The sequence below is a fragment of the Variovorax nivicola genome, from assembly GCF_051216475.1.
GTDB lineage: Bacteria > Pseudomonadota > Gammaproteobacteria > Burkholderiales > Burkholderiaceae_C > Variovorax.
Genome location: NZ_JBPJZK010000002.1, coordinates 507,911 through 526,617 on the forward strand (window position 1 = coordinate 507,911; position 18,707 = coordinate 526,617).

At 66.7% G+C, this 18,707-nt stretch carries 22 protein-coding genes; 8 read left to right on the plus strand and 14 right to left on the minus strand.

Annotation, left to right across the window (positions count from 1 at the left end):
• Positions 1-9: 9 nt before the first annotated feature.
• A complete protein-coding gene (locus ACSFBF_RS10980; protein WP_435466794.1) occupies positions 10-1,125 on the minus strand; it encodes an enolase C-terminal domain-like protein in 1,116 nt (371 codons plus the stop codon).
• A gap of 24 nt (positions 1,126-1,149) precedes the next feature.
• Positions 1,150-1,980: a transporter substrate-binding domain-containing protein gene (locus ACSFBF_RS10985; RefSeq protein ID WP_435466796.1), complete on the minus strand. Its 831-nt coding sequence runs from the start codon at positions 1,978-1,980 to the stop codon at positions 1,150-1,152.
• 317 nt (positions 1,981-2,297) lie between these two features.
• On the opposite strand from ACSFBF_RS10985, the gene ACSFBF_RS10990 reads away from it, so the two are divergent.
• Positions 2,298-2,669: a glutaredoxin domain-containing protein gene (locus ACSFBF_RS10990; RefSeq protein ID WP_435466798.1), complete on the plus strand. Its 372-nt coding sequence runs from the start codon at positions 2,298-2,300 to the stop codon at positions 2,667-2,669.
• A gap of 7 nt (positions 2,670-2,676) precedes the next feature.
• On the opposite strand, the gene ACSFBF_RS10995 is transcribed toward ACSFBF_RS10990, so the two are convergent.
• Together ACSFBF_RS10995 and ACSFBF_RS11000 are read right to left on the minus strand one after the other, a co-directional pair.
• Positions 2,677-3,366, minus strand: coding sequence for a response regulator (locus ACSFBF_RS10995; RefSeq protein ID WP_435466800.1), 690 nt, complete (start codon positions 3,364-3,366; stop codon positions 2,677-2,679).
• Positions 3,363-4,982, minus strand: coding sequence for an ATP-binding protein (locus tag ACSFBF_RS11000; protein ID WP_435466802.1), 1,620 nt, complete (start codon positions 4,980-4,982; stop codon positions 3,363-3,365). The genes ACSFBF_RS10995 and ACSFBF_RS11000 overlap by 4 nt, the downstream gene beginning before the upstream one ends.
• 158 nt (positions 4,983-5,140) lie before the next feature.
• Here ACSFBF_RS11000 and ACSFBF_RS11005 point away from each other — a divergent pair, with 158 nt between their 5' ends.
• Both ACSFBF_RS11005 and ACSFBF_RS11010 read left to right on the plus strand, forming a co-directional pair.
• The gene (locus tag ACSFBF_RS11005; RefSeq protein WP_435466804.1) at positions 5,141-5,302 is read left to right on the plus strand and encodes a hypothetical protein; all 162 of its coding nucleotides are present in this window, start codon (positions 5,141-5,143) and stop codon (positions 5,300-5,302) included.
• On the plus strand, positions 5,299-6,141 hold the full coding sequence (locus ACSFBF_RS11010; RefSeq protein WP_435466806.1) for an intradiol ring-cleavage dioxygenase: 843 nt from the start codon (positions 5,299-5,301) through the stop codon (positions 6,139-6,141). Before ACSFBF_RS11005 ends, ACSFBF_RS11010 begins: the two co-directional genes overlap by 4 nt.
• An 11-nt stretch (positions 6,142-6,152) precedes the next feature.
• On the opposite strand, the gene ACSFBF_RS11015 is transcribed toward ACSFBF_RS11010, so the two are convergent.
• From ACSFBF_RS11015 to ACSFBF_RS11025, 3 genes are all read right to left on the minus strand, one after another.
• Entirely contained in the window at positions 6,153-6,839 is a 687-nt protein-coding gene (locus ACSFBF_RS11015) for a response regulator (RefSeq protein WP_435466808.1), read from the minus strand.
• 16 nt (positions 6,840-6,855) lie between these two features.
• On the minus strand, positions 6,856-9,270 hold the full coding sequence (gene bamA, locus ACSFBF_RS11020; protein WP_435466810.1) for an outer membrane protein assembly factor BamA: 2,415 nt from the start codon (positions 9,268-9,270) through the stop codon (positions 6,856-6,858).
• An 89-nt stretch (positions 9,271-9,359) separates the two neighbouring features.
• Positions 9,360-10,028, minus strand: coding sequence for a nuclease-related domain-containing protein (locus ACSFBF_RS11025; RefSeq protein WP_435466812.1), 669 nt, complete (start codon positions 10,026-10,028; stop codon positions 9,360-9,362).
• 212 nt (positions 10,029-10,240) lie between these two features.
• Here ACSFBF_RS11025 and ACSFBF_RS11030 point away from each other — a divergent pair, with 212 nt between their 5' ends.
• The 5 genes from ACSFBF_RS11030 (at position 10,241) to ACSFBF_RS11050 (ending at position 13,278) form a co-directional block, all read left to right on the plus strand.
• Positions 10,241-11,401: a porin gene (locus ACSFBF_RS11030; protein ID WP_435466814.1), complete on the plus strand. Its 1,161-nt coding sequence runs from the start codon at positions 10,241-10,243 to the stop codon at positions 11,399-11,401.
• Between the two features lie 90 nt (positions 11,402-11,491).
• Complete coding sequence (locus ACSFBF_RS11035; RefSeq protein WP_435466816.1) at positions 11,492-11,749, plus strand: hypothetical protein; 258 nt, start codon at positions 11,492-11,494, stop codon at positions 11,747-11,749.
• On the plus strand, positions 11,749-12,360 hold the full coding sequence (locus ACSFBF_RS11040) for an ATP-binding protein (RefSeq protein WP_435466818.1): 612 nt from the start codon (positions 11,749-11,751) through the stop codon (positions 12,358-12,360). Before ACSFBF_RS11035 ends, ACSFBF_RS11040 begins: the two co-directional genes overlap by 1 nt.
• Positions 12,361-12,463: 103 nt before the next feature.
• On the plus strand, positions 12,464-12,991 hold the full coding sequence (locus tag ACSFBF_RS11045) for a hypothetical protein (protein ID WP_435466820.1): 528 nt from the start codon (positions 12,464-12,466) through the stop codon (positions 12,989-12,991).
• 107 nt (positions 12,992-13,098) lie between these two features.
• A complete protein-coding gene (locus tag ACSFBF_RS11050) occupies positions 13,099-13,278 on the plus strand; it encodes a DUF3606 domain-containing protein (RefSeq protein ID WP_435466822.1) in 180 nt (59 codons plus the stop codon).
• A 19-nt stretch (positions 13,279-13,297) separates the two neighbouring features.
• Here the strand turns inward: ACSFBF_RS11050 and ureG are convergent, their stop codons facing one another.
• The 7 genes from ureG to ACSFBF_RS11085 form a co-directional block, all read right to left on the minus strand.
• Positions 13,298-13,951: an urease accessory protein UreG gene (gene ureG / locus ACSFBF_RS11055; RefSeq protein WP_435466824.1), complete on the minus strand. Its 654-nt coding sequence runs from the start codon at positions 13,949-13,951 to the stop codon at positions 13,298-13,300.
• 16 nt (positions 13,952-13,967) lie between these two features.
• Entirely contained in the window at positions 13,968-14,651 is a 684-nt protein-coding gene (locus tag ACSFBF_RS11060) for an urease accessory protein UreF (protein WP_435466826.1), read from the minus strand.
• 307 nt (positions 14,652-14,958) lie between these two features.
• Positions 14,959-15,567 carry an urease accessory protein UreE gene (gene ureE / locus ACSFBF_RS11065; RefSeq protein WP_435466828.1) on the minus strand — a complete coding sequence of 203 codons (609 nt, stop codon included), beginning with the start codon at positions 15,565-15,567 and terminating at the stop codon, positions 14,959-14,961.
• Positions 15,568-15,657: 90 nt separating this feature from the next.
• The gene (gene ureC / locus ACSFBF_RS11070) at positions 15,658-17,376 is read right to left on the minus strand and encodes an urease subunit alpha (RefSeq protein WP_435466830.1); all 1,719 of its coding nucleotides are present in this window, start codon (positions 17,374-17,376) and stop codon (positions 15,658-15,660) included.
• Between the two features lie 3 nt (positions 17,377-17,379).
• The gene (locus tag ACSFBF_RS11075) at positions 17,380-17,685 is read right to left on the minus strand and encodes an urease subunit beta (RefSeq protein WP_093057422.1); all 306 of its coding nucleotides are present in this window, start codon (positions 17,683-17,685) and stop codon (positions 17,380-17,382) included.
• Between the two features lie 11 nt (positions 17,686-17,696).
• Positions 17,697-18,296, minus strand: coding sequence for a HupE/UreJ family protein (locus ACSFBF_RS11080; protein WP_435466833.1), 600 nt, complete (start codon positions 18,294-18,296; stop codon positions 17,697-17,699).
• 25 nt (positions 18,297-18,321) lie between these two features.
• A complete protein-coding gene (locus tag ACSFBF_RS11085; RefSeq protein ID WP_093057424.1) occupies positions 18,322-18,624 on the minus strand; it encodes an urease subunit gamma in 303 nt (100 codons plus the stop codon).
• Positions 18,625-18,707: the final 83 nt, after the last annotated feature.

The following is an 18,707-nucleotide window of genomic DNA, read 5'->3' on the forward strand; positions in this document are numbered from 1 at the left end:
GCCGGCGCTTCAGGCCGAGAACGCGATGCGTTGCTTCTCGACGATCTTCCAGTCGATCTCGACACCGATGCCCGGACCGCTCGGCACATGCACGTGCCCCGCTTCCGCTGGCGTCATGCGGACCAGGATGTCTTCCTGGAAAACATACTTCGGCATGTAGAACTCGCAGCCCAGCGAGACGTTGGCACTTGCCGCAATGAAGTGCGACGCCGCCGCCAGTGCAACGCCGCCCTCCCACAGCGTGCCGCCGTAGCAGGGAAGACCCGCCGCCTCGGCGATGGCGTTCACCTTCATGGCCTTGCCGATGCCGCCGGCCTTCATGAGCTTGATGCTGATGATGTCGGCGGCGCGCTCCTGCACCGTGCGCAGCGCCTCGGCCGGGGAGAACACGCTTTCGTCGGCCATGATCGGCGTGTCGAGCGCCGCCGCAATCTGCGCCATGGCCGCGATGGCATCGCGCGGCACCGGTTGTTCGATGAAGGTGGGCTTGAACTGCTCGACATCACGCAGCTGCTGCAGCGCGTTGTAGGGCTGCAGGCCCTGGTTGTAGTCGATGCGCAAATCGAACTCGAAGCCCAGGTGTTCCCTCAGCAGCGAAAGCCGGCGCATGTCTTCCGCGTGCGAGGCGAAGCCCGTCTTCACCTTGAAGATGCGATGCCCGGCCGAGAGCATTTGCTTCGCGAGTTCGATGTCGGCATCGATGTCGGGATTGGCGATGGAAAAAGAAAAGGGAATCCTGTCGCGCACCTTGCCGCCGATCAGCGAATACAGCGGCAGGTTGGCCGCCTTGCCGCACAGGTCGAACAGGGCTATCTCCACCGCTGCTTTGGCTTCGGGGCTGCCGACCAGCGCCCGGTCGCAGTCGGCCATGCGCTGGGGAATGTCGCGCGGGTCTGTGCCCAGGAGCACGGGGCGCAGGTATTGCGCAATGCCGTGGAACAGGTTCTCGTTGGTGCCCGAGAACACCTCCCATGCCTGCCCCTCGCCGATGCCATCGATGCCCTGGTCGGTTCGCACGCGGACCACTACGCGCTTGATGGAGGCCTGGATGCTTCCCACGCCCTGCGATCGCTTCATCTTGATGGGCGACTCGAGCAGGTGCACTTCAATGTTCTGGATCTTCATGATGATCGTGCTCGGGAGTGATCGTCAGACCTTGATCTGTGGCGGAATCTTGTCTTCGCTGACGCCCCCGACGGACTTGAGGTTCGAGATGAAGGTCTTGCGGATGTTTCCGCTTGCGCGCTCGCTGGCGAGCCATCCGTTGACGTGCTTGAGCCAGCGCGTGTCGGCCTCCTTGCGAACGCCGCCATTGGAGGTTGCGACTTCTTCAGGCGTCAGGATGACCACCTGGCCCACCGCGGGGTTCTTGCTGGCCAGGCTCAGGGCTAGCGGCAGGACGAGGATCTGGGCGTCGGCGCGCCCGACCTGCAGCGCCAGCGTTGCATCGACAGCGCTGTCCAGCCGGGTGATCTCCGCGTTCTTGAGCAGGCGCGTGGCGAGCGTGTCGTGCGAAGAGCCCTTGTCGACCACGACGCGGATCGTGGGCTGGTCGAGTTCTGCCCAGGTCTTTGGCGCATAGCCCTTCTTGCACACGGCGGCAAAGGCGATGTTCAGCACCGGGTCCGTGAAGTCGATCACCTGCAGTCGTGCGGGCGTCGGGTTCAGGCCGAAGAAGATGTCGATCTTTTGCGACTGCAGCTCGAGCACGGAATTGCCCCAACTGGTGGGCGTGATGTCGAGCTTAGCGTCCAGGCTCTTGGCCAGGCCGCGATAGAAATCGGCCATGCAGCCGAGCCACTCACCGCTCACCATGTCCTTCTTGTAATAGGGCAGTCCGCCATCGACCGCGCCGACGCGCATGACCTTGGTGCGCGTCACGCGCTCCCATGTCGATTCGTTCGCTTGCGCCAACGCGGTCACCCACGGAGCGGCACCCGCCGCCAACATTGAACCAGCAACAAAATCGCGACGCTTCATGATGAATACTCCGTTTTCAGGGCTCGGGGGGAAGGAAAAAACAAGGCATCGGCTTCGGCTTGAAGCGATGACAGTCTTCGACTGATGTGATCGTAGGTACGACAGGAGACCGAAGGTAGAGACCAGATCGTCGAAAGAACATTCGATCTCGTCGTTTCGACGACGGCGGATGCCGATATGTGCTTGCTCGGAATGAGCAAGTCGCGGGAGGCATCGAGCAAGAAGCTTGCCATTGCAACGATGGATTGCTGGTGCAGTCTGGCAATCAGGAAGCCGGCCTACGCCCTTACATTCACACGAACCACCGAAAGCTCCCCATGCCCCGCCCCGTCCTCGAAGAAGCTCGCATCCACCCAGCCATTCGCGCGAAGCTGGCCGACAGTCGTCAGACCCTCGTCAGGGAAGTCATGGCCGCAATAGAAGCCCACGACGTGGTCGTGGTCGGCATGGGCCTCAATCCGTTTCCGAAGAAAGCGCGCGAAGCCCTCGACCGGATCGGGCAGCCGTACAAGTACCTCGGATACGGCAGCTACCTGAGCCAATGGCGCGACCGCAACGCGCTCAAGATATGGACCGGGTGGCCGACCTTTCCGATGGTGTTCGTCAAAGGCATGCTGGTCGGTGGTGCCACGGACCTGCAGAAGCTCATCGACAGCGGCGAGCTCAAGACGCTTCTCGCCAGCCAATAGCCACCGGCTAGCCCGGCACTTCCCACGCGAAGCCGACGCCGTACACCGACCGTATCCAGTCGTGCTCGGGCGTGACCGAGCCGAGCTTGCGGCGCAGGTTCTTCACGTGGCTGTCGATGGCGCGTTCGGTCACGTCCACCGTGTCGTCGTAGGCCAGCTCGAGCAGGCGGGAGCGCGAGAAGATGCGCCCCGGGTGCCGCGACAGCACCTGCAGCAGCCCGAACTCGCGCCGCGTGAGGTTCAGCGGCGTGCCTTCGAGCGAGGCGCGCCAGTGCACGTCGTCGAGCACCAGGCCCGGAGCCTCGCTCTGCGAGGCCGAACCCTGGGCCAGCCCCGGTGCGGTGCGCCGCAGCACGGCGCGCACACGCGCCACCAGCTCGCGCGGCGAGAAGGGCTTGCACACGTAGTCGTCGGCGCCCAGCTCCAGGCCCAGCAGCCGGTCGACCTCCTCGATGCGCGCAGTCAGCATGATGATCGGGTGCGCCGTGTGCTCGCGCGCGCGGCGCAGCACCTCGATGCCGTCGAGCCGCGGCAGCATGATGTCGAGCAGCGTGAGGTCGGGCGGTGCGGCGACGATGCTTTCCAGCGCGCTTTGTCCGTCGGCGAAGTGCTCGGTTTCGTAGCCCGCGTGGCGCAGGTAGTCCTGCACTACCGAGGCGATGTCGGTTTCGTCTTCGACGATGACGATGCGTGTCATGAGGATGCCCCCAGTGGAAGGGTGATGGTCACGCGCAGCCCGCCCAATGGCGAAGCTGACGCATCGATGGTGCCGCCGTGCGTCTCGATGGTCGCGCGGCAGATCGAGAGGCCGAGCCCGGAGCCGCCGTGTTCGCGGCTGCGCGAGGCCTCGCCGCGGAACAGGCGGTCGAACAGGCGCGGCAGCTCGGCCTCGGGCACGCCCGGCGCGCTGTCGTCGAAAAGCAGGGTGAGGCAGTTGCCGGTCCATGCGCCTTCGACCGTGACGTCGATGTGCAGCTGGCCGCCCTGGTCGGTATAGGCCAGCGTGTTCTCCAGCAGGTTCATGAACACCTGGTGCAGCCGGTGCGCGTCGCCGTCGATGGTCGGCTGCGCGGCGGCGCCGATGAGGTCGATGGCGCGCCGGTCTACCGTGATGCCACGCGCGGCGAAGCGGTCGCGCGTGTGGTCGAGCGCTTCTTTCAGCAGCGACAGTGGAAACACCGTGGCCGTGAGCAGGTCGCTCTGCGGCTCGCGCATGCTGCTGCGCAGGTCGTCGACCAGCTGGCCGAGCCGCAGCACCTGCCGGTGCAGCCGCAGCGCGGTGCGTTCGTCGAAAGTGCGCACGCCGTCCTGCAGCGCCTCGATCTCCGCGCGCATGGCGGCCAGCGGCGTGCGCAGCTCGTGCGCCGCGTCGGCCAGCCAGGCGCGGCGAGAGGCCTCGACCGTGTCCAGGCGCTGCGCCATGTCGTTGAAGGTGCGGCCGAGCAGTGCCAGCTCGTCCGAGCCCTGCACCGCGACGCGGGTGGAGAGCCGGCCGCGCGCCAGGTCTTGCGCGGCCTGCGTGAGTTCGTCGATGGGCTTGAACCAGCGGCGCGCCAGCAGCCACGACAGCACCAGCGCGAAGCCGAGGCCGCACAGGCCCGTGAGCACGATCACGCCCGACTGCCGCGCCACGAAGGCGCGGTCGGCCTCGCTTTCGAGGCCCTGCAGCGGCATGAGCGCCAGGTAGCCGATGACCGTGCGATCGCGCCGGATCGGCGTGCGCGTGGCATTCGCAAGGTCGATGTTGGCGCCCACCACGTGCGCGCCGTGCGCGTCGAGCACGGCCAGGCGCTGGAAGATGGAGTCCGGCATCTCGCGGGGATCGCGAAAGAACCACGGCGGCGGCATGGTCGGCAGCCGGCGCGGCATCAGGTCGAGCTGTGGTGACGACAGCGTCGTCTCCGAGGGCGGTGGGGGCGGCGGGCTACCGTTGGCGCCGTTGTCGGGCGGTGGAGGGTTGGAAGGATTGCCGCCGCGCATGGCGCGGTACTCGTACCAGGGCGGCAGCCGCCGCTCGTCGCCGGTGTTGTTGCCGTTGCTGGTGCTGTCGAGCAGGGCAGCCATCCGGCCCATCTGCAGGCGGCGCCAGGCGTCGTCGTTGTCGCGCAGGCTCTTCCAGTCGCCGTTGGCGACGTAGTGCTTCAGCAGCAGGTCGGTGAGCCAGTCCATGCGCCGGATCTCGATCTCGGCCACGTAGGAGCCCAGGCCGCGTTGCAGCGCGATGATCGACAGGCCAGCGAAGCTGATCAGCAGCACGATCAACAGGGCGGCCAGCGCCAGGAAGATCTTCCTGGAAAGTGTCAGGTGAGGCATGGGCTGGGGGGAGGCATGGCCGCATTCTGCGGCATGCATGGCGGGCAGGCGAAGGGGTGCTTCATGGGCAAGCGGCCGATCATTGCGGCCGAATGTGGAGGAAATTGGGAGGAATTTTCTCCACCATTTCTCCTGAATTGGTCCGCACGATGCAGGCTATGAACCCTCCTCACATGGGCCTGCCGCTGCAGCTGGCGATCACGGTGTTTTTCTGGCTGATCGCCCAGGCGTGGACGCTGTTCGTCTTCTGGGCGGAGGGATGCGCCACGCAGCCCGCCGCGTCCGGCGCCGGACTGATCGACAAGGAAAAGACGCCATGACACCCCCCGATTCGCTGCTCCCCGGGCGCCGCGGCCTGCTGGCCGCCCTCGGCGCTGCGGGCCTGTCGGCATCGGCACGCCCGGCACTGGCCGCGCAGCGCCGCCTGCCGCTGACCGCGCAGGCCACCGAAGGGCCGTACTACCTCGACCTCGCACTGGACCGCCGCGACATCACCGAAGGGCTCGACGGCGTGCCGCTGGACGTGCGCTTCACCGTGTGCGATGCGGCTGGCCGGCCGCTGCCCAAGCTGCGCGTGGACCTGTGGCACTGCGATGCGCAGGGGCGCTACTCGGGCTTCGGCGAGCAGGGCGACGACCGCGCCCAGTCCTTCGAGGGCAAGACCTTCCTGCGCGGCAGCCAGCACACCGATGGCGAAGGCGCCGTTTCCTTCGGCACCGTGTACCCGGGCTGGTATGCGGGGCGCACCACGCACATCCATTTCAAGGTGATCAAGGGCGCGCACGCCGTGCTCACCTCGCAGTTCTTCCTGCCCGATGCGCTGAGCGAGTTTCTCTACACGCAGATGCCGCTCTACCAGCGCGCGCGGCTGCGCGACACGCTGAACAGCGTAGACGGCATCGCGCTGAAGGCCGGCGCAACAGTGCTCGGCGCGGTGCGCGAGGAGCGGCAGCGCTACGTTGCCACGCTCGCGCTGGTGGTGGACCCGGCGGCGAACCCGGTGACTGACCGGCCGCCGCGGCCCGGTGTTGGCTTTGGTGGTCCTGGCGGCCCTGGTGGCCCGCCGCCCGGTGGCGGTGGCATGCGTCCGATGCGGCCTCGCGCGCTGGAAGGCACTGCGCGCGCCCGCGCGTTGGTGCCGCCGCGCGCCGAAGGCTGAGTCTCGCGAGCTCAGGCCGGCCGCTCCGCAAAGCTGAAGCCCACGCCGTAGACCGAGCGGATCCAGTCGTGCGAGGGCACGGCGGCCGCGAGCTTCTTGCGCAGGTTCTTGATGTGCCCGTCGACCGCGCGCTCGTTGACGTCGAACGCCTCCGGAAACGCGGCTTCGAGCAGCTTGGAGCGCGTGAACACCCGGCCGGGGTCGCGCGACAGCGCCCGCAACAGCAGCAGCTCGCGGCGCGTCAGCCTCAGCGCGCGCCCCTCCAGGCAGGCGTTGCCGCGCGGATCGTCGAAGCGCACCGCGGCCGAGGGCCGGGCGGCCGTATCGCGCCACTGCGCATGCCGGCGCAGCACCGTGTGGATGCGCGCCACCACCTCGCGCGGCGAAAAAGGCTTGCAGACATAGTCGTCGGCGCCCAAGTCGAGCGCCAGCAGCCGGTCGGCCTCCTGCGCGCGCGCCGTCAGCATGATGATCGGGTGGTTGCTGTGCGAGCGCACCGTCTCCAGCACCTGGATGCCGTCGATGCGCGGCAGCACTATGTCGAGCAGGGTGAGCGCCGGCGGCATGCTCAGGATGCGCTCCAGCGCCGCCGAGCCGTCTTCGACCTGCTCGACCTCGTGGCCAGCGCCTTGCAGGTGGCCGAGCAGCAGCGGGGCGCTGCTGTAGCGTCCGTCTTCCACCAGCAGGATGCGAGCCATGGCCAGGGCACTCCGCTCAGAAGGAGGTTCCGATCTGGAACTGGAAGCGCTGCGTGCGGTCGGCCGCGATGCCGTTGGCCGTGTCTTCCTTCTGGTAGATCAGCGGCACCGCGTAGGCCAGCCGCAGCGGGCCGAGCGGCGAGATCCAGCTGATGCCGATGCCGGCCGACGCGCGGATGCGGTTCTGCGCCTTCCATTGCGCGTCCGTCATGCTGGCGGTGCGGTCGGCGAACACGTTGCCCGCGTCGAAGAAGGTGTACATACGCAGCGTCTTGTCGTTGCCCGCACCCGGGAACGGCGTGCTGAACTCCATGTTGAAGATCGCCTTGCGCGTGCCGCCGAGCGCGCCAGCCGTGACCGAGTCGAGCGGGCCGAGCGAGTTCTGCTCGAAGCCGCGGATCGAGCCCAGGCCGCCGGCGTAGAAGTTCTTGAAGATCGGGTAGGTGCTGTCGCCCAGCGCTCGCGCATAGCCGAGCTGGCCGTTGATGGCCAGCGTGTACTGCTTCGACAGCGGAAAGTACTGCTGGTACTGGTAGTTGGTCTTCATGTAGCGCAGCTCGCTGCCCACGCCGATTTCGAGGTTGGCGCTCTGCAGCCGGCCGCGCGTGGGCACCAGTGCGCTGTCGCGGTCGTCGCGCGACCAGCCCAGCGTGGCCGGGATGCCCACCACGCTCGACTTGGCGCAGGTCACGCTCGGTGCGGTGCCCGTGCACTTGAAGTAGTCGAGGTAGGCCTGCGGCGTGGCGGTGTACACGTACGAGCCGTCGACCAGTGTGTAGGCACCGTTGGTGCCGGGCGTGAACGACCAGCGCTCCAGGCCGATGCCGAGGAACACCGTGTCCTGCTCGCCCACCGGAAAGCCGAAGCGGATGGAGCCGCCTTCGCTCGCGAGCTTGTAGTTGCCGTCGGCCTCGTAGTAGGGCCGGGTGGTGGTGTGAAACACGTTGATCGTGCGCGAGATGCCGTCCTTGGTGAAGTACGGGTCGGTCGCCGTGACCGAGACGGTGCGGTTGTACGAACTCGTGTTCACGTTCAGCCCCAGGTAGTTGCCACTGCCGAACACGTTCTCTTGCGTGATGCCGAAGCTCAGCGAGACCTTGTCGGTGGACGAGTAGCCCGCGCCCAGCTGCAGCGAGCCGGTGGGCTTCTCGGCCACGTTCACCACCAGGTCGACTTGGTCGGGCGAGCCGGGCACGTCGACGGTGTCGACGTTCACTTCGGTGAAGAAGCCCAGGCGGTCGACCCGGTCGCGCGAGGCGCGGATCTTGTTGCCGTCGTACCAGGCGCCTTCGTACTGGCGGAACTCGCGGCGGATCACCTCGTCGCGCGTGCGCGCGTTGCCGCCGATGTTGATGCGCCGCACGTACGCACGGCGCGAGGACTCGGCCTTCAGCACCAGCGTGACACGGTTGTTCTCGCGGTCGATCTCGGGCTCGGCCTTCACGCGTGCGAAGGCGTAGCCGAAGGTGCCGAAGTAGTCGGTAAAGGCCTTGGTGGTGGCGGCCACGTCTTCGCCGTTGTAGGGCCTGCCGGGGCGAATGGTCACCAGCGTCTTGAACTCGTCCTCGTGGCCCACGTAGTCGCCCGTGAGCTTCACGCCGGCCACCACGAACTTCTGGCCTTCGATGATGTTGATGGTGAGGGTCAGCGTCTGCCGGTCCGGCGAAATGGCGACCTGTGTCGACTCGATGCGGAACTCCAGGTAGCCGCGCGTGATGTAGTAGGAGCGCAGCGTCTCCAGGTCGCCGTTGAACTTGGTGCGCGAGTACTGGTTGGACTTGGTGTACCAGTCGAGCCAGCCGCCGGTGTCCTGGTCGAACAGGTCGAGCAGCGTGCTTTCGCTGAAGGCCTTGTTGCCGACCACGTGCACTTCCTTGATGCGCGCCGATTCGCCTTCGGTCACGGTGAATGTCAGGTTCACACGGTTGTTCTCCAACGGCGTGACGGTGGTGATGACCTGTGCGTTGTAAAGACTGCGGCTGATGTACTGCCGCTTGAGCTCCTGCTCTGCGCGATCGGCCAGGGCCTTGTCGTAGGCCTGCCCTTCTGCGATGCCCACCTCGCGCAGGGCCTTCTGCAGCGCGGCCTTGTCGAACTCCTTGGTGCCGACGAAGTCGACGTCGGCGATGGAGGGGCGCTCTTCCACCACCACCACCAGCACGTTGCCGTTCACGTCGATGCGCACGTCCTTGAAGAGGCCGAGCTTGAACAGCTCGCGGATGGCGGCGCTGCCGCGTTCATCGCTGTAGGTGTCGCCGGCGCGCAGGCCCATGGTGGCGAAGACGGTGCCGGGTTCGACACGTTGCAGACCTTCGAGCTTGATGTCCCTGACGGTGAACGGTTCGACGGCCCAGGCGGGAAGAGCGACGAGAGGGGCGGCGAGAGAGGCAAGCAGCGCGCTGGCCGCTGCGAGGGACTTGGGAAAGTGCATCGACGCATGGTCTTTGCCAATGTCGGAGAAATTTGGGACTTTTCTCCGGCTGCCCCAGGCCGCTCGGGGTCTTTACCTTGGTCTTTACATTACTGCAACCCCATGGCGTTTGAGGCCGGCCATGCCGGCGCCGTCTGTTCGCCCGCGACGAAGCCGGCTCTTTCGCGGCAGTTCTGCAGATGTTCTTCGAGCGACAGGGACCCCTGTATCTGCAGCAGGCGCTCCACCGTGCGGTCGACGGCCTCTTCGTCGAGCAGCCGGTAGGTGCGCGCGGTGCGCCCGTTGTTGCGCACCAGGCGCGCGATGTAGGGCAGGTCCTGCTGAGTGATGACGGCTGCCGGCATCACGCCTTCGAGCTCGATGCCTTCGCACGGCAGCAGCACGAAGTACTGCAGCCGCAGGTCGTCGGGCAGCAGACTGCGCAGCTGGGTGGTCTTGCGTCCACCCTGCCATGCGGGGTCTTTCACCTCGCGCGCGCTCTTGCCGCCGTGCAGGCGCAGAAACCAGCGCGGCGGGGACTGGTCCGACTTCTTCCGGTAGACGAAAGCGTTGCGCCAGGCCTTGATCTCGAACAGGTAGAGGCCGGTTTCGCACACCACCACGGCGTCGATGCGCGCGGTGCGCACCGCATGCCCCTCGGGCATCGGAATGATGAGGTTGCGAAGAATGCGCAGGTAGGAAAAGGCAGGGCTGAATGCGCTGGTCAGCTGCTGCACGCCCAGCGAGGTGGCGACGGTGCTTGGCATGGCAATGGTCATGGATGACTCCTTCGGTCGCCGAGCATTGCGCTGCTTTTGGGAGACTTCTTGTGTGAGGTGTTTCCTCCGGTTGTGCCGGGGCTTCTCTTGGCGCAGTGCACGCAAACAACAGTTCACGCAAAGCAGAGGCATTCACAAGATTCCTCCGAATTTGAACGAGACGATGCGTGCCTGCTGCTCGATGGAGAGCCGCTGCAACTGGAGAACCCTGAATGAAGAAAACCCTCACGGCATTCGCTGCCCTGGCCGTCTGCGGCCTGGCTTCTGCCCAATCGTCCGTCACGTTGTTCGGCGTCGTGGACGCTGGCCTGACCTACCAGTCGACCACTTCGCGCGACACGACCACCGGCGCGTCGGTCAAGCAAAGCAAGACCAGCCTGGGCAACTCGGCCTACAACTCCAGCCGCATCGGCTTCCGCGGCACCGAAGACCTCGGCGGCGGGCTGGCAGCGAGCTTCTGGCTCGAAGCACCCATCACCAACGACGACGGCGCCACCGGCATCTCCACCTTCGCTCGCCGCTCCACCGTGAGCCTGTCGGGTGGCTTCGGCGAGCTGCGCCTGGGCCGCGACTACACCGCCACCTTCTGGAACGACACCGTCTTCGATCCGTTCGGCACCAACGGCTCGGGCACCAACGTCATCAGCACCGTCAGCGGCAACACCACCATCAACAACGCCAACTACGTGCGTGCCAGCAACTCGATCGGCTACTTCCTGCCGCCGAACCTGGGCGGCTTCTACGGCCAGGTGCAGTACAGCCTGCACGAGAACGCCACCACCGACGCCACCAGCACCACGGCCGCCTCCAGCAGCACGGCTGGCCGCTACGTCGGTGGCCGCTTCGGCTATGCCAACGGTCCCCTGGACGTGGCACTGGCCGTGGGCCAGAGCACCGTCGTGGACACCACCGCGCTGGAGCGCAGGGTGCAGACCATCAATCTGGGCGCTTCGTACGACTTCGGTCCCGTCAAGCTGTTCGGCGAGCTGTCGAACGTGAAGAACAAGTTCGACTACGCGGCAGCGGTTGACACGCACGACACCTACAACGGCTACCTGATCGGTGCGACCGTGCCGGTGGGCGCAGGCCTGATCCGCGTGGCGTACTCGCAAGTGCGCTACAACGAAGGCACGGCCGGCATCACGGGCGAAGACCCGATGGCACGCAAGTTCGCAGTGGGCTACGTGCACAACCTGTCCAAGCGCACGGCGCTGTATGCGACGGTGGCGCGCGTGAACAACCGCAACGACGTGAACTACACGGGCAGCCTGGTGTCGGCCAGCACCACGGGCTATGGCAGCACGGGCACGGCCTACACGGGCCTGCCGCGTTCTTCCACCGGCTACGACTTCGGTATCCGCCACGTGTTCTGATGCAGGACGCGCGCCGCGCGGGAGAAGAGGAGCACGCGCTCTTTTTCTTCCGCGCGGCTTTTTCGTTTTCTACCCAGCAGTGAGTTTGCAATGAACCGAATCCGACTCTTCGCAGGCATGCTGGCGGCCGCCGGCCTGACCGGATGCATCATGCTTCCCCCGCCGCCCATGCCCTACCGGCCACCGCCGCCGCCGGGTTTCTTCCGCGGCGAAGGGCCGCCGCCGATGTTCTACGGCGCTCGCAGGCCGCCCCCTCCTGGTTGGGACGGCTGCGATGGCACGCAGGGCGGCTGCGCGCGCGGCATGCCGGGCGAGCCCGACATGCAACAAGCCCCGGGAGCGCGCTGATGAGCGGAGGACAACTGCATTCCGGCAACCTCGGTGCCATCATCGCCGGCGTGATCCTTCTCGGCCTTGGCGGCGTGGTCTGCTTGATGGCCTCGTTGTTCATCGCCAACGTACGCAACGGCGCGAAGGCGCGCGAACTCGCAGCGCAGGCCAGGAAGGAAGCGCAACAGCGGCTGAGCGCCAGCCGCGTGCAAGACCTCCGACCGCTGCTCGACGCCGCCCCGGACTGCCAGGGCATCCGCCTCGACATCCAGCTGCCGACTGAGGCCGTGCCCGTGCTGGCGATCGAGGCTGAGCTGCGCGAGCTGCTCGCCAAGGTGACGGACTACGCGGCCAGCGTGATGCGCGCGGGCGCCACGTTGCAGGTTCGCGCGCATGCGGAAGGCACGCAGGCCGTGATTCACTGGCGCGACCTGGATGCCGTCGACGTGCGCCCGCCGCTCGCGCGATTTTTCGACACCGCGCAGGCCGCGATTGCGGGGGCGAGTGCCAAGGCCTGCGAACGCATTGCCGGCCATCATGGTGGACGCATCTATTCAGCCCCGGATGCCGGCGGCGTGTTGGGGCTGACACTGCGCCTGCCGTTGCTGGCAGACGAGCGCGCTCATTGATCGATTGATTGACTGACTGATCGACGCAAGGCTGGCAGGGATGGGCCTCGTGGAACTCCGCGTCATACTCGCGGTCCCACGGTGCCGCCGCTTTTCTCCCCCGATGCCGAACGTGCGACCTCTTGCTCCTCTGACTTTTCTCCGTGCGCTCGTTGCGAGCGCGACCCTTCTCGCCGCCGGTGCGCTGCATGCGCAGGCCCTGCCGCCGGGCGTGCGGCTGGGCATGACGGCTGACGAGTTGCAGGCTGCATTACCCGCAGCCGAGCGCGTGCAGCGGCCGCAGCGCCTCGGCGGCGGCCTCGTCGGCAACTGGCGCGCAGCACCCGTCGAGATGGCTGGACTGCTGTTCGAGCCGACCTTCTTCTTCGCCGCCTCGGAGCTGCGGCGCGTCGAATACGTCGCGGCGGCGCAGGCCACGCCCGACAACGGCACCGCGGCCTTTGCGGCGCTGGTGCAATGGGGTCGCGGGGCATTCGGCAACGAACTCGCATCGCGCGACCCGGGCAGCGCATATGCCGCCTGGGTGAGCAACGACACCGACGTCTACGTACAGCAGGTCAGCGACCCGCGCCGCGCGAGCGTGCGGCTGGTCTACAAGGCGCGGCAGCTGCGCGACGGCAGCGAGCTCTGAGCTCGCCGCGGGATGGAAGTTGTCCTGCAAGCCCATCCGAATCCGTCTGGCTGGCGGCACTGAGCCGATGGGGAGACTGCTGTAACCCCATTTTTCTGGAGACGACGATGTCCGATGACGGCGAGGCCCGCATTCCGCAGGACGATGAGCGAATCGATGTCACCGACCTGAAAGAGGTCGACTACTGGACCAAGTGGTTCGGCGTGAGCGAGGCCAAGCTGCGCACGGCCGTGGCGTCCGCCGGCACGCGCAAGGACGACTTGCGCGTGTACCTGGGGCTGCCCTGAGACTGTCCGTCGTCGCGCTTCAGGCGGCCGCCAGCAGCATGCCCCGTTCCTCGATGAACGCGACCACCTCGGCCACGCCCGTGAGCGTCTTGAGGTTCGTCATCACGTAGGGACGCTGGCGGCGCATGCGCTGCGTGTCCTGCTCCATCACGTCGAGATTCGCGCCCACGTAGGGCGCGAGGTCGGTCTTGTTGATCACGAAGAGGTCGCTCTTGGTGATGCCGGGGCCGCCTTTACGCGGAATCTTCTCGCCGGCCGCCACGTCGATTACGTAGATCGTGAGGTCCGACAGTTCGGGACTGAAGGTGGCCGCGAGGTTGTCGCCGCCGGATTCGACGAACACGATGTCGGCATCCGGAAAGTCTTCGAGCATGCGGTCGATGGCTTCGAGATTGATCGAGGCGTCTTCGCGGATCGCGGTGTGCGGGCAGCCGCCTGTTTCCACGCCCATGATGCGTTCGGCCGGCAGCGCGCCGGCCACGGTCAGCAGGCGCTGGTCTTCCTTGGTGTAGATGTCGTTGGTGATGGCGATCAGGTCGTACTTGTCGCGCATCGCCTTGCAGAGCATTTCGAGCAGCGTGGTCTTGCCCGAGCCGACAGGGCCGCCGATGCCCACGCGCAGCGGGGGCAATTTCTTGGTGCGACGGGGAATGTGGTGCAGGGCGGAGGTCATGGAGGAAGTGTCCGGTTCAGCTTCGGAAGAGGCGAGAATATTGTGTTTCATGGCGGGCCGACAACACAGCCAGCAGGGGCGCGAAGGCCTGGCGTTCGTCGTCGCCCAGGGCCATGGCGCGGGTCACGGCGTCGGGAATTTCCTGTGCCAGCCGCCCGAGGATGCGTTGGCCCGCGCTCTGGCCCAGCGGCACGGCCTTGACGGCGGCGCCGACCATGTTCTCGGCCCAGCCAAAGGCAAAGGCCAGGCAGCCGTCGTGCACCGTGGCGCCGGTGCGGCTCACCGCAAAGGCGAAGGCGATGGGGTAGCTCGCGGGCAGGTCGGCGAAGACTTCGGCGGTGTCGGCGTGATGCAGCTTGAGCCACTCGACGAAGGAGCGGCCCATCTGTTCGGTCTGCAGAAAGAACTCTGCCGATTCGCGGGTGGTCAGCACCCATTCGTTGAGTTGGCGGATGCGTTGCGTGTTGTTGGCGCGCCAGGCTGCTACGGCCTGCGCGAAGACAACGAGGTCGCCGCGCGCGAAGCTCAGGTGCAACTGGTCGGCGAGCCATTCGGCGGCGCGTGGTTCGGAATCGATGCCGGCCCATTCGACTGCGGCCTCGACGCCTTCGGAGTACGAGAAGCCGCCTACGGGCAAGGCCGGGGAGGCCAGCCAGATGAGCTGAAGGAGGCTTTGGGGGCTGTTACCGGATTCGGGCATGTCGGGTTCTTGCGGGGCTACTTATTCAGGGCGCGTACGAATGACACCGGGTACTCCCCTCCGCGAATGTCCCCCGGCCTTCGGCCTCCTCCTTTATTTCGCTGCGGGGAGCACCCGGTGCCATTCGCACATGGGCGCGGCTGTCGTGCCGACCGATCAACCGCTGCGCTGGACGATCACGTCGATGGGGTGCCTTGCGCAGCGAAATAAAGGAGGAGGCCGCAGGCCGGGGGACATTCGCGGAGCAAGGTACCCCGTCGGCGTGATCGCACCCCGAATGGCCCACAACATGCCGAAGCAGTTTCATTCAGTGCGAGTGGCCGTGATGGCCGTGGTCGTGACCATGATCGTGCGAGTGGTCATGCTCGTCGAGCAGTTCCGGCGCAAGCACGAGCGGCTTCGGGCCGGTGCCGTGGGAATGTCCATGGTCATGGCTGTGACCACCGCCATGCGAATGCTCGTGCGACCCATACGCGCCGCCCTCGGGCTCGAAAGCCTCCTCGACCGCTACGACGATCAGGTGCATCGAACGCAGCATGTCGGCCAGCACATGGTCGGGCTCGATCTTGAGGTGGTCGGGCTTCAGCTCGATCGGCACGTGCCGGTTGCCCAGGTGATAGGCCGCGCGTGTCAGATCGAAGGGCGTGCCGTGGGCCGTGCAATGCGTGATGCGCAACACCGGCTGCGGCGCCGCGATCACCCGCACGAGCGAACCGTCTTCGGCCACTAGCACGTCGCCGCCCCGCACGGCCGTGCCGCGCGGCAGGAACACGCCGATCTGGCGGCCTTGCGAGTCGGTGGCGTCGAAGCGGCTTTTCTGGCGGACGTCCCAGTCGAGCTCGATGGTGGCGGCGCGCTTGAGCAGCACGGGCGCAAGGCCGCGGCCCTGGGGCATGAGTTTGTTGGCGGTGAGCATGGTGCGAAGGGAGTGCCCCAAAGGGCACTCGTTGGCTGGATGAATACCTTCGAGGATACGCAGCCTGTCAAGCAGGCGCATACCCCGGCCTCAAAACAGGAAATACCGCTGCGCCATAGGCAGCAGCTTCGCCGGCTCGCAGGTCAGCAGATGCCCGTCGGCGCGCACCGCGTAGGTCTGCGCATCGATCTCCATCTTCGGCGTATAGCCGTTGTGGATCAGGTCCCTCTTGCGCACGTTGCGGATGTTCTTCACCGCGCTGAGGTGCTTGCTCAGGCCGTAGTGCTCCTTGATGCCCGAGGCCAGCCCGGCCTGCGAGACAAAAGTCAGCGAGCTCTTCGCCAGCGAGCCGCCGTACGCACCGAACATCGGGCGGAAGTGCACCGGCTGCGGCGTGGGAATGGATGCATTCGGGTCGCCCATGGCGGCCATGGCGATGGTGCCGCCCTTCAGGATGGTGAATGGCTTCACACCGAAGAAGGCCGGCTTCCAGATCACGATGTCGGCCCACTTGCCGACTTCGAGCGAACCCACTTCGTGCGCGATGCCGTGCGCAATGGCGGGGTTGATCGTGTACTTGGCGACGAAGCGTTTGGCGCGGAAGTTGTCGTTGCGCTCGTTGTCTTCGGGCAGCTTGCCGCGCTGCAGCTTCATCTTGTGCGCGGTCTGCCAGGTGCGGATGATGACTTCGCCGACGCGGCCCATGGCCTGGCTGTCGGAGCTGAACATGCTGATGGCACCCAGGTCGTGCAGCACGTCTTCGGCAGCGATGGTTTCCTTGCGAATGCGCGACTCGGCGAAGGCCAGGTCTTCGGCGATGCCGGCGTCGAGGTGGTGGCACACCATGAGCATGTCGACGTGCTCGTCGAGCGTGTTCACGGTGTAGGGCATCGTGGGGTTGGTGGAGGAGGGCAGGAAGTTGGCCTCGCCCACCACGCGCAGGATGTCGGGCGCATGCCCGCCGCCCGCGCCTTCGGTATGAAAGGCGCAGATCGCGCGGCCGCCCACGGCGGCAATCGTGTTCTCGACGAAACCCGATTCGTTGAGCGTGTCGCTGTGAATGGCCACCTGCGTGTCGGTGGCGTCGGCCACGTCCAGGCAGTTGCTGATGGCCGCGGGCGTGGTGCCCCAGTCTTCGTGCAGCTTCAGGCCGATGACGCCGGCTTCGATCTGCTCGTGCAGCGCGTGCGGCAGGCTGGCGTTGCCTTTGCCGAGAAAGCCCAGGTTCATCGGAAACGCATCGGCCGCCTGCAGCATGCGCTCGATGTGCCAGGGGCCGGGTGTGGCGGTGGTCGCGAAGGTGCCGGTGGCGGGGCCGGTGCCGCCGCCGAGCATGGTGGTCACGCCGGAAGACAGTGCTTCTTCGATCTGCTGCGGGCAGATGAAGTGGATGTGGCTGTCGATGCCGCCGGCGGTGACGATGTTGCCCTCGCAGCTGATGATCTCGGTGCCGGGGCCGATGACGATGTCCACGCCCGGCTGCACGTCAGGGTTGCCGGCCTTGCCGATGGCGGCGATGCGGCCGTCCTTCAGGCCGATGTCGGCCTTGACAATGCCCCAGTGGTCGAGGATCAGTGCATTGGTCAGCACGGTGTCGACGGCGCCCTGCGCGCGGGTGCGCTGCGACTGCGCCATGCCGTCGCGGATGGTCTTGCCGCCGCCGAACTTCACCTCTTCGCCGTAGCCGCCGGCACGCAGGGTGTAGTCGGCTTCGACCTCGATCAGCAGTTCAGTGTCCGCAAGACGGACGCGGTCGCCCACGGTGGGGCCGAAGATTTCTGCATAGGCGCGTCGCCCGATGGTGGCCATGTTTCAGAGCTTCCCTTGAACGAGGCCGCGAAAGCCGTAGACGATGCGATCGCCGGAAAAATCGACCAGCTCGACCGTGCGCTGCTGGCCCGGCTCGAAGCGCACTGCTGCGCCCGAGGCAATGTTCAGCCGCATGCCGCGCGCGGCCTCGCGGTCGAAGCCGAGCGCGCCGTTGGTCTCGGCGAAGTGATAGTGCGAGCCGACCTGTATCGGCCGGTCGGCGGTGTTCTGCACCACCAGCGTAAGGGTGCGGCGGCCGGGGTTGAGCGCGTGCTCGCCGTCGTCGGTGAAGAGTTCGCCAGGAATCATGGCCGGCCGCCTCAGATGGCTTGCGCCAGCAGCGTCGCGCCCAGGCCGAGCACTGCGGCACCGGCCACGCGCGGCACCCATGCGTTGGCGTGGCGCAGCGCCCAGCCCATCGCGATGCCGGCGGCGTGCAGCAGCACGGTGGCGCAGACCATGCCGGCCAGCGTGAGGGCGGCGCCGTCTTCGCTGGCCAGTTCGTAGCCGTGGGCCACGCCGTGGAACACGGCAAACACGCCGACCACCACCATGGCCACTACGGCCGGCAGGTGCACGCGCGTGACGACCAGCAGGCCCAGCACCAGCAGCGAGGCCGCGATCATCGGCTCGACCGCCGGCAGCTGCACGCCGGCCAGGCCCATCAACGCGCCCACCAGCAGCATGCCGGCGAATGCGAGCGGCGCCCAGAGCAGGTCGGGCCAGGCGCGGCGCGCGGCAAGTGCGCTCCAGAAGCCGACCGCGACCATCGCGGCCAGGTGGTCGGCGCCGGTCAGCGGATGCAAAAAGCCGGTGGTGAAGCCGTGGTGCAGCCCGCCGTCGACGCCGGTGTGGGCGCTGGCTGCGAGCGGCAGCAGGAGTGCGAGCAGGGCGAGGGTTCTGGAGGCGTTGTGGCGCATGAAAAGTCCTTTTGTTCTTCGAATTTCAGACGATGGGCTGGTGCACGGTGACCAGCTTGGTGCCGTCAGGGAAGGTGGCTTCGATCTGGATGTCCGGAATCATCTCGGCGATGCCGTCCATCACGTCGGCGCGGGTGAGCACCGCGCGCCCGTCGCTCATGAGCTCGGCGACGCTCTTGCCGTCGCGGGCGCCTTCCATCACGGCGGCGGAAATCAGGGCGATGGCTTCGGGGTAGTTGAGCTTCAGGCCGCGGGCCTTGCGGCGTTCGGCGAGCAGCGCCGCGGTGAAGATCAGCAGCTTGTCTTTTTCGCGCGGGGTCAGTTCCATGGGATCGGCATCGGGTGGCGGAGAGTGGCGGCCATTATGGGCAAGCCGGCTTCTTTGCAACAGTCGTGCCCTGTTCGCCAAAA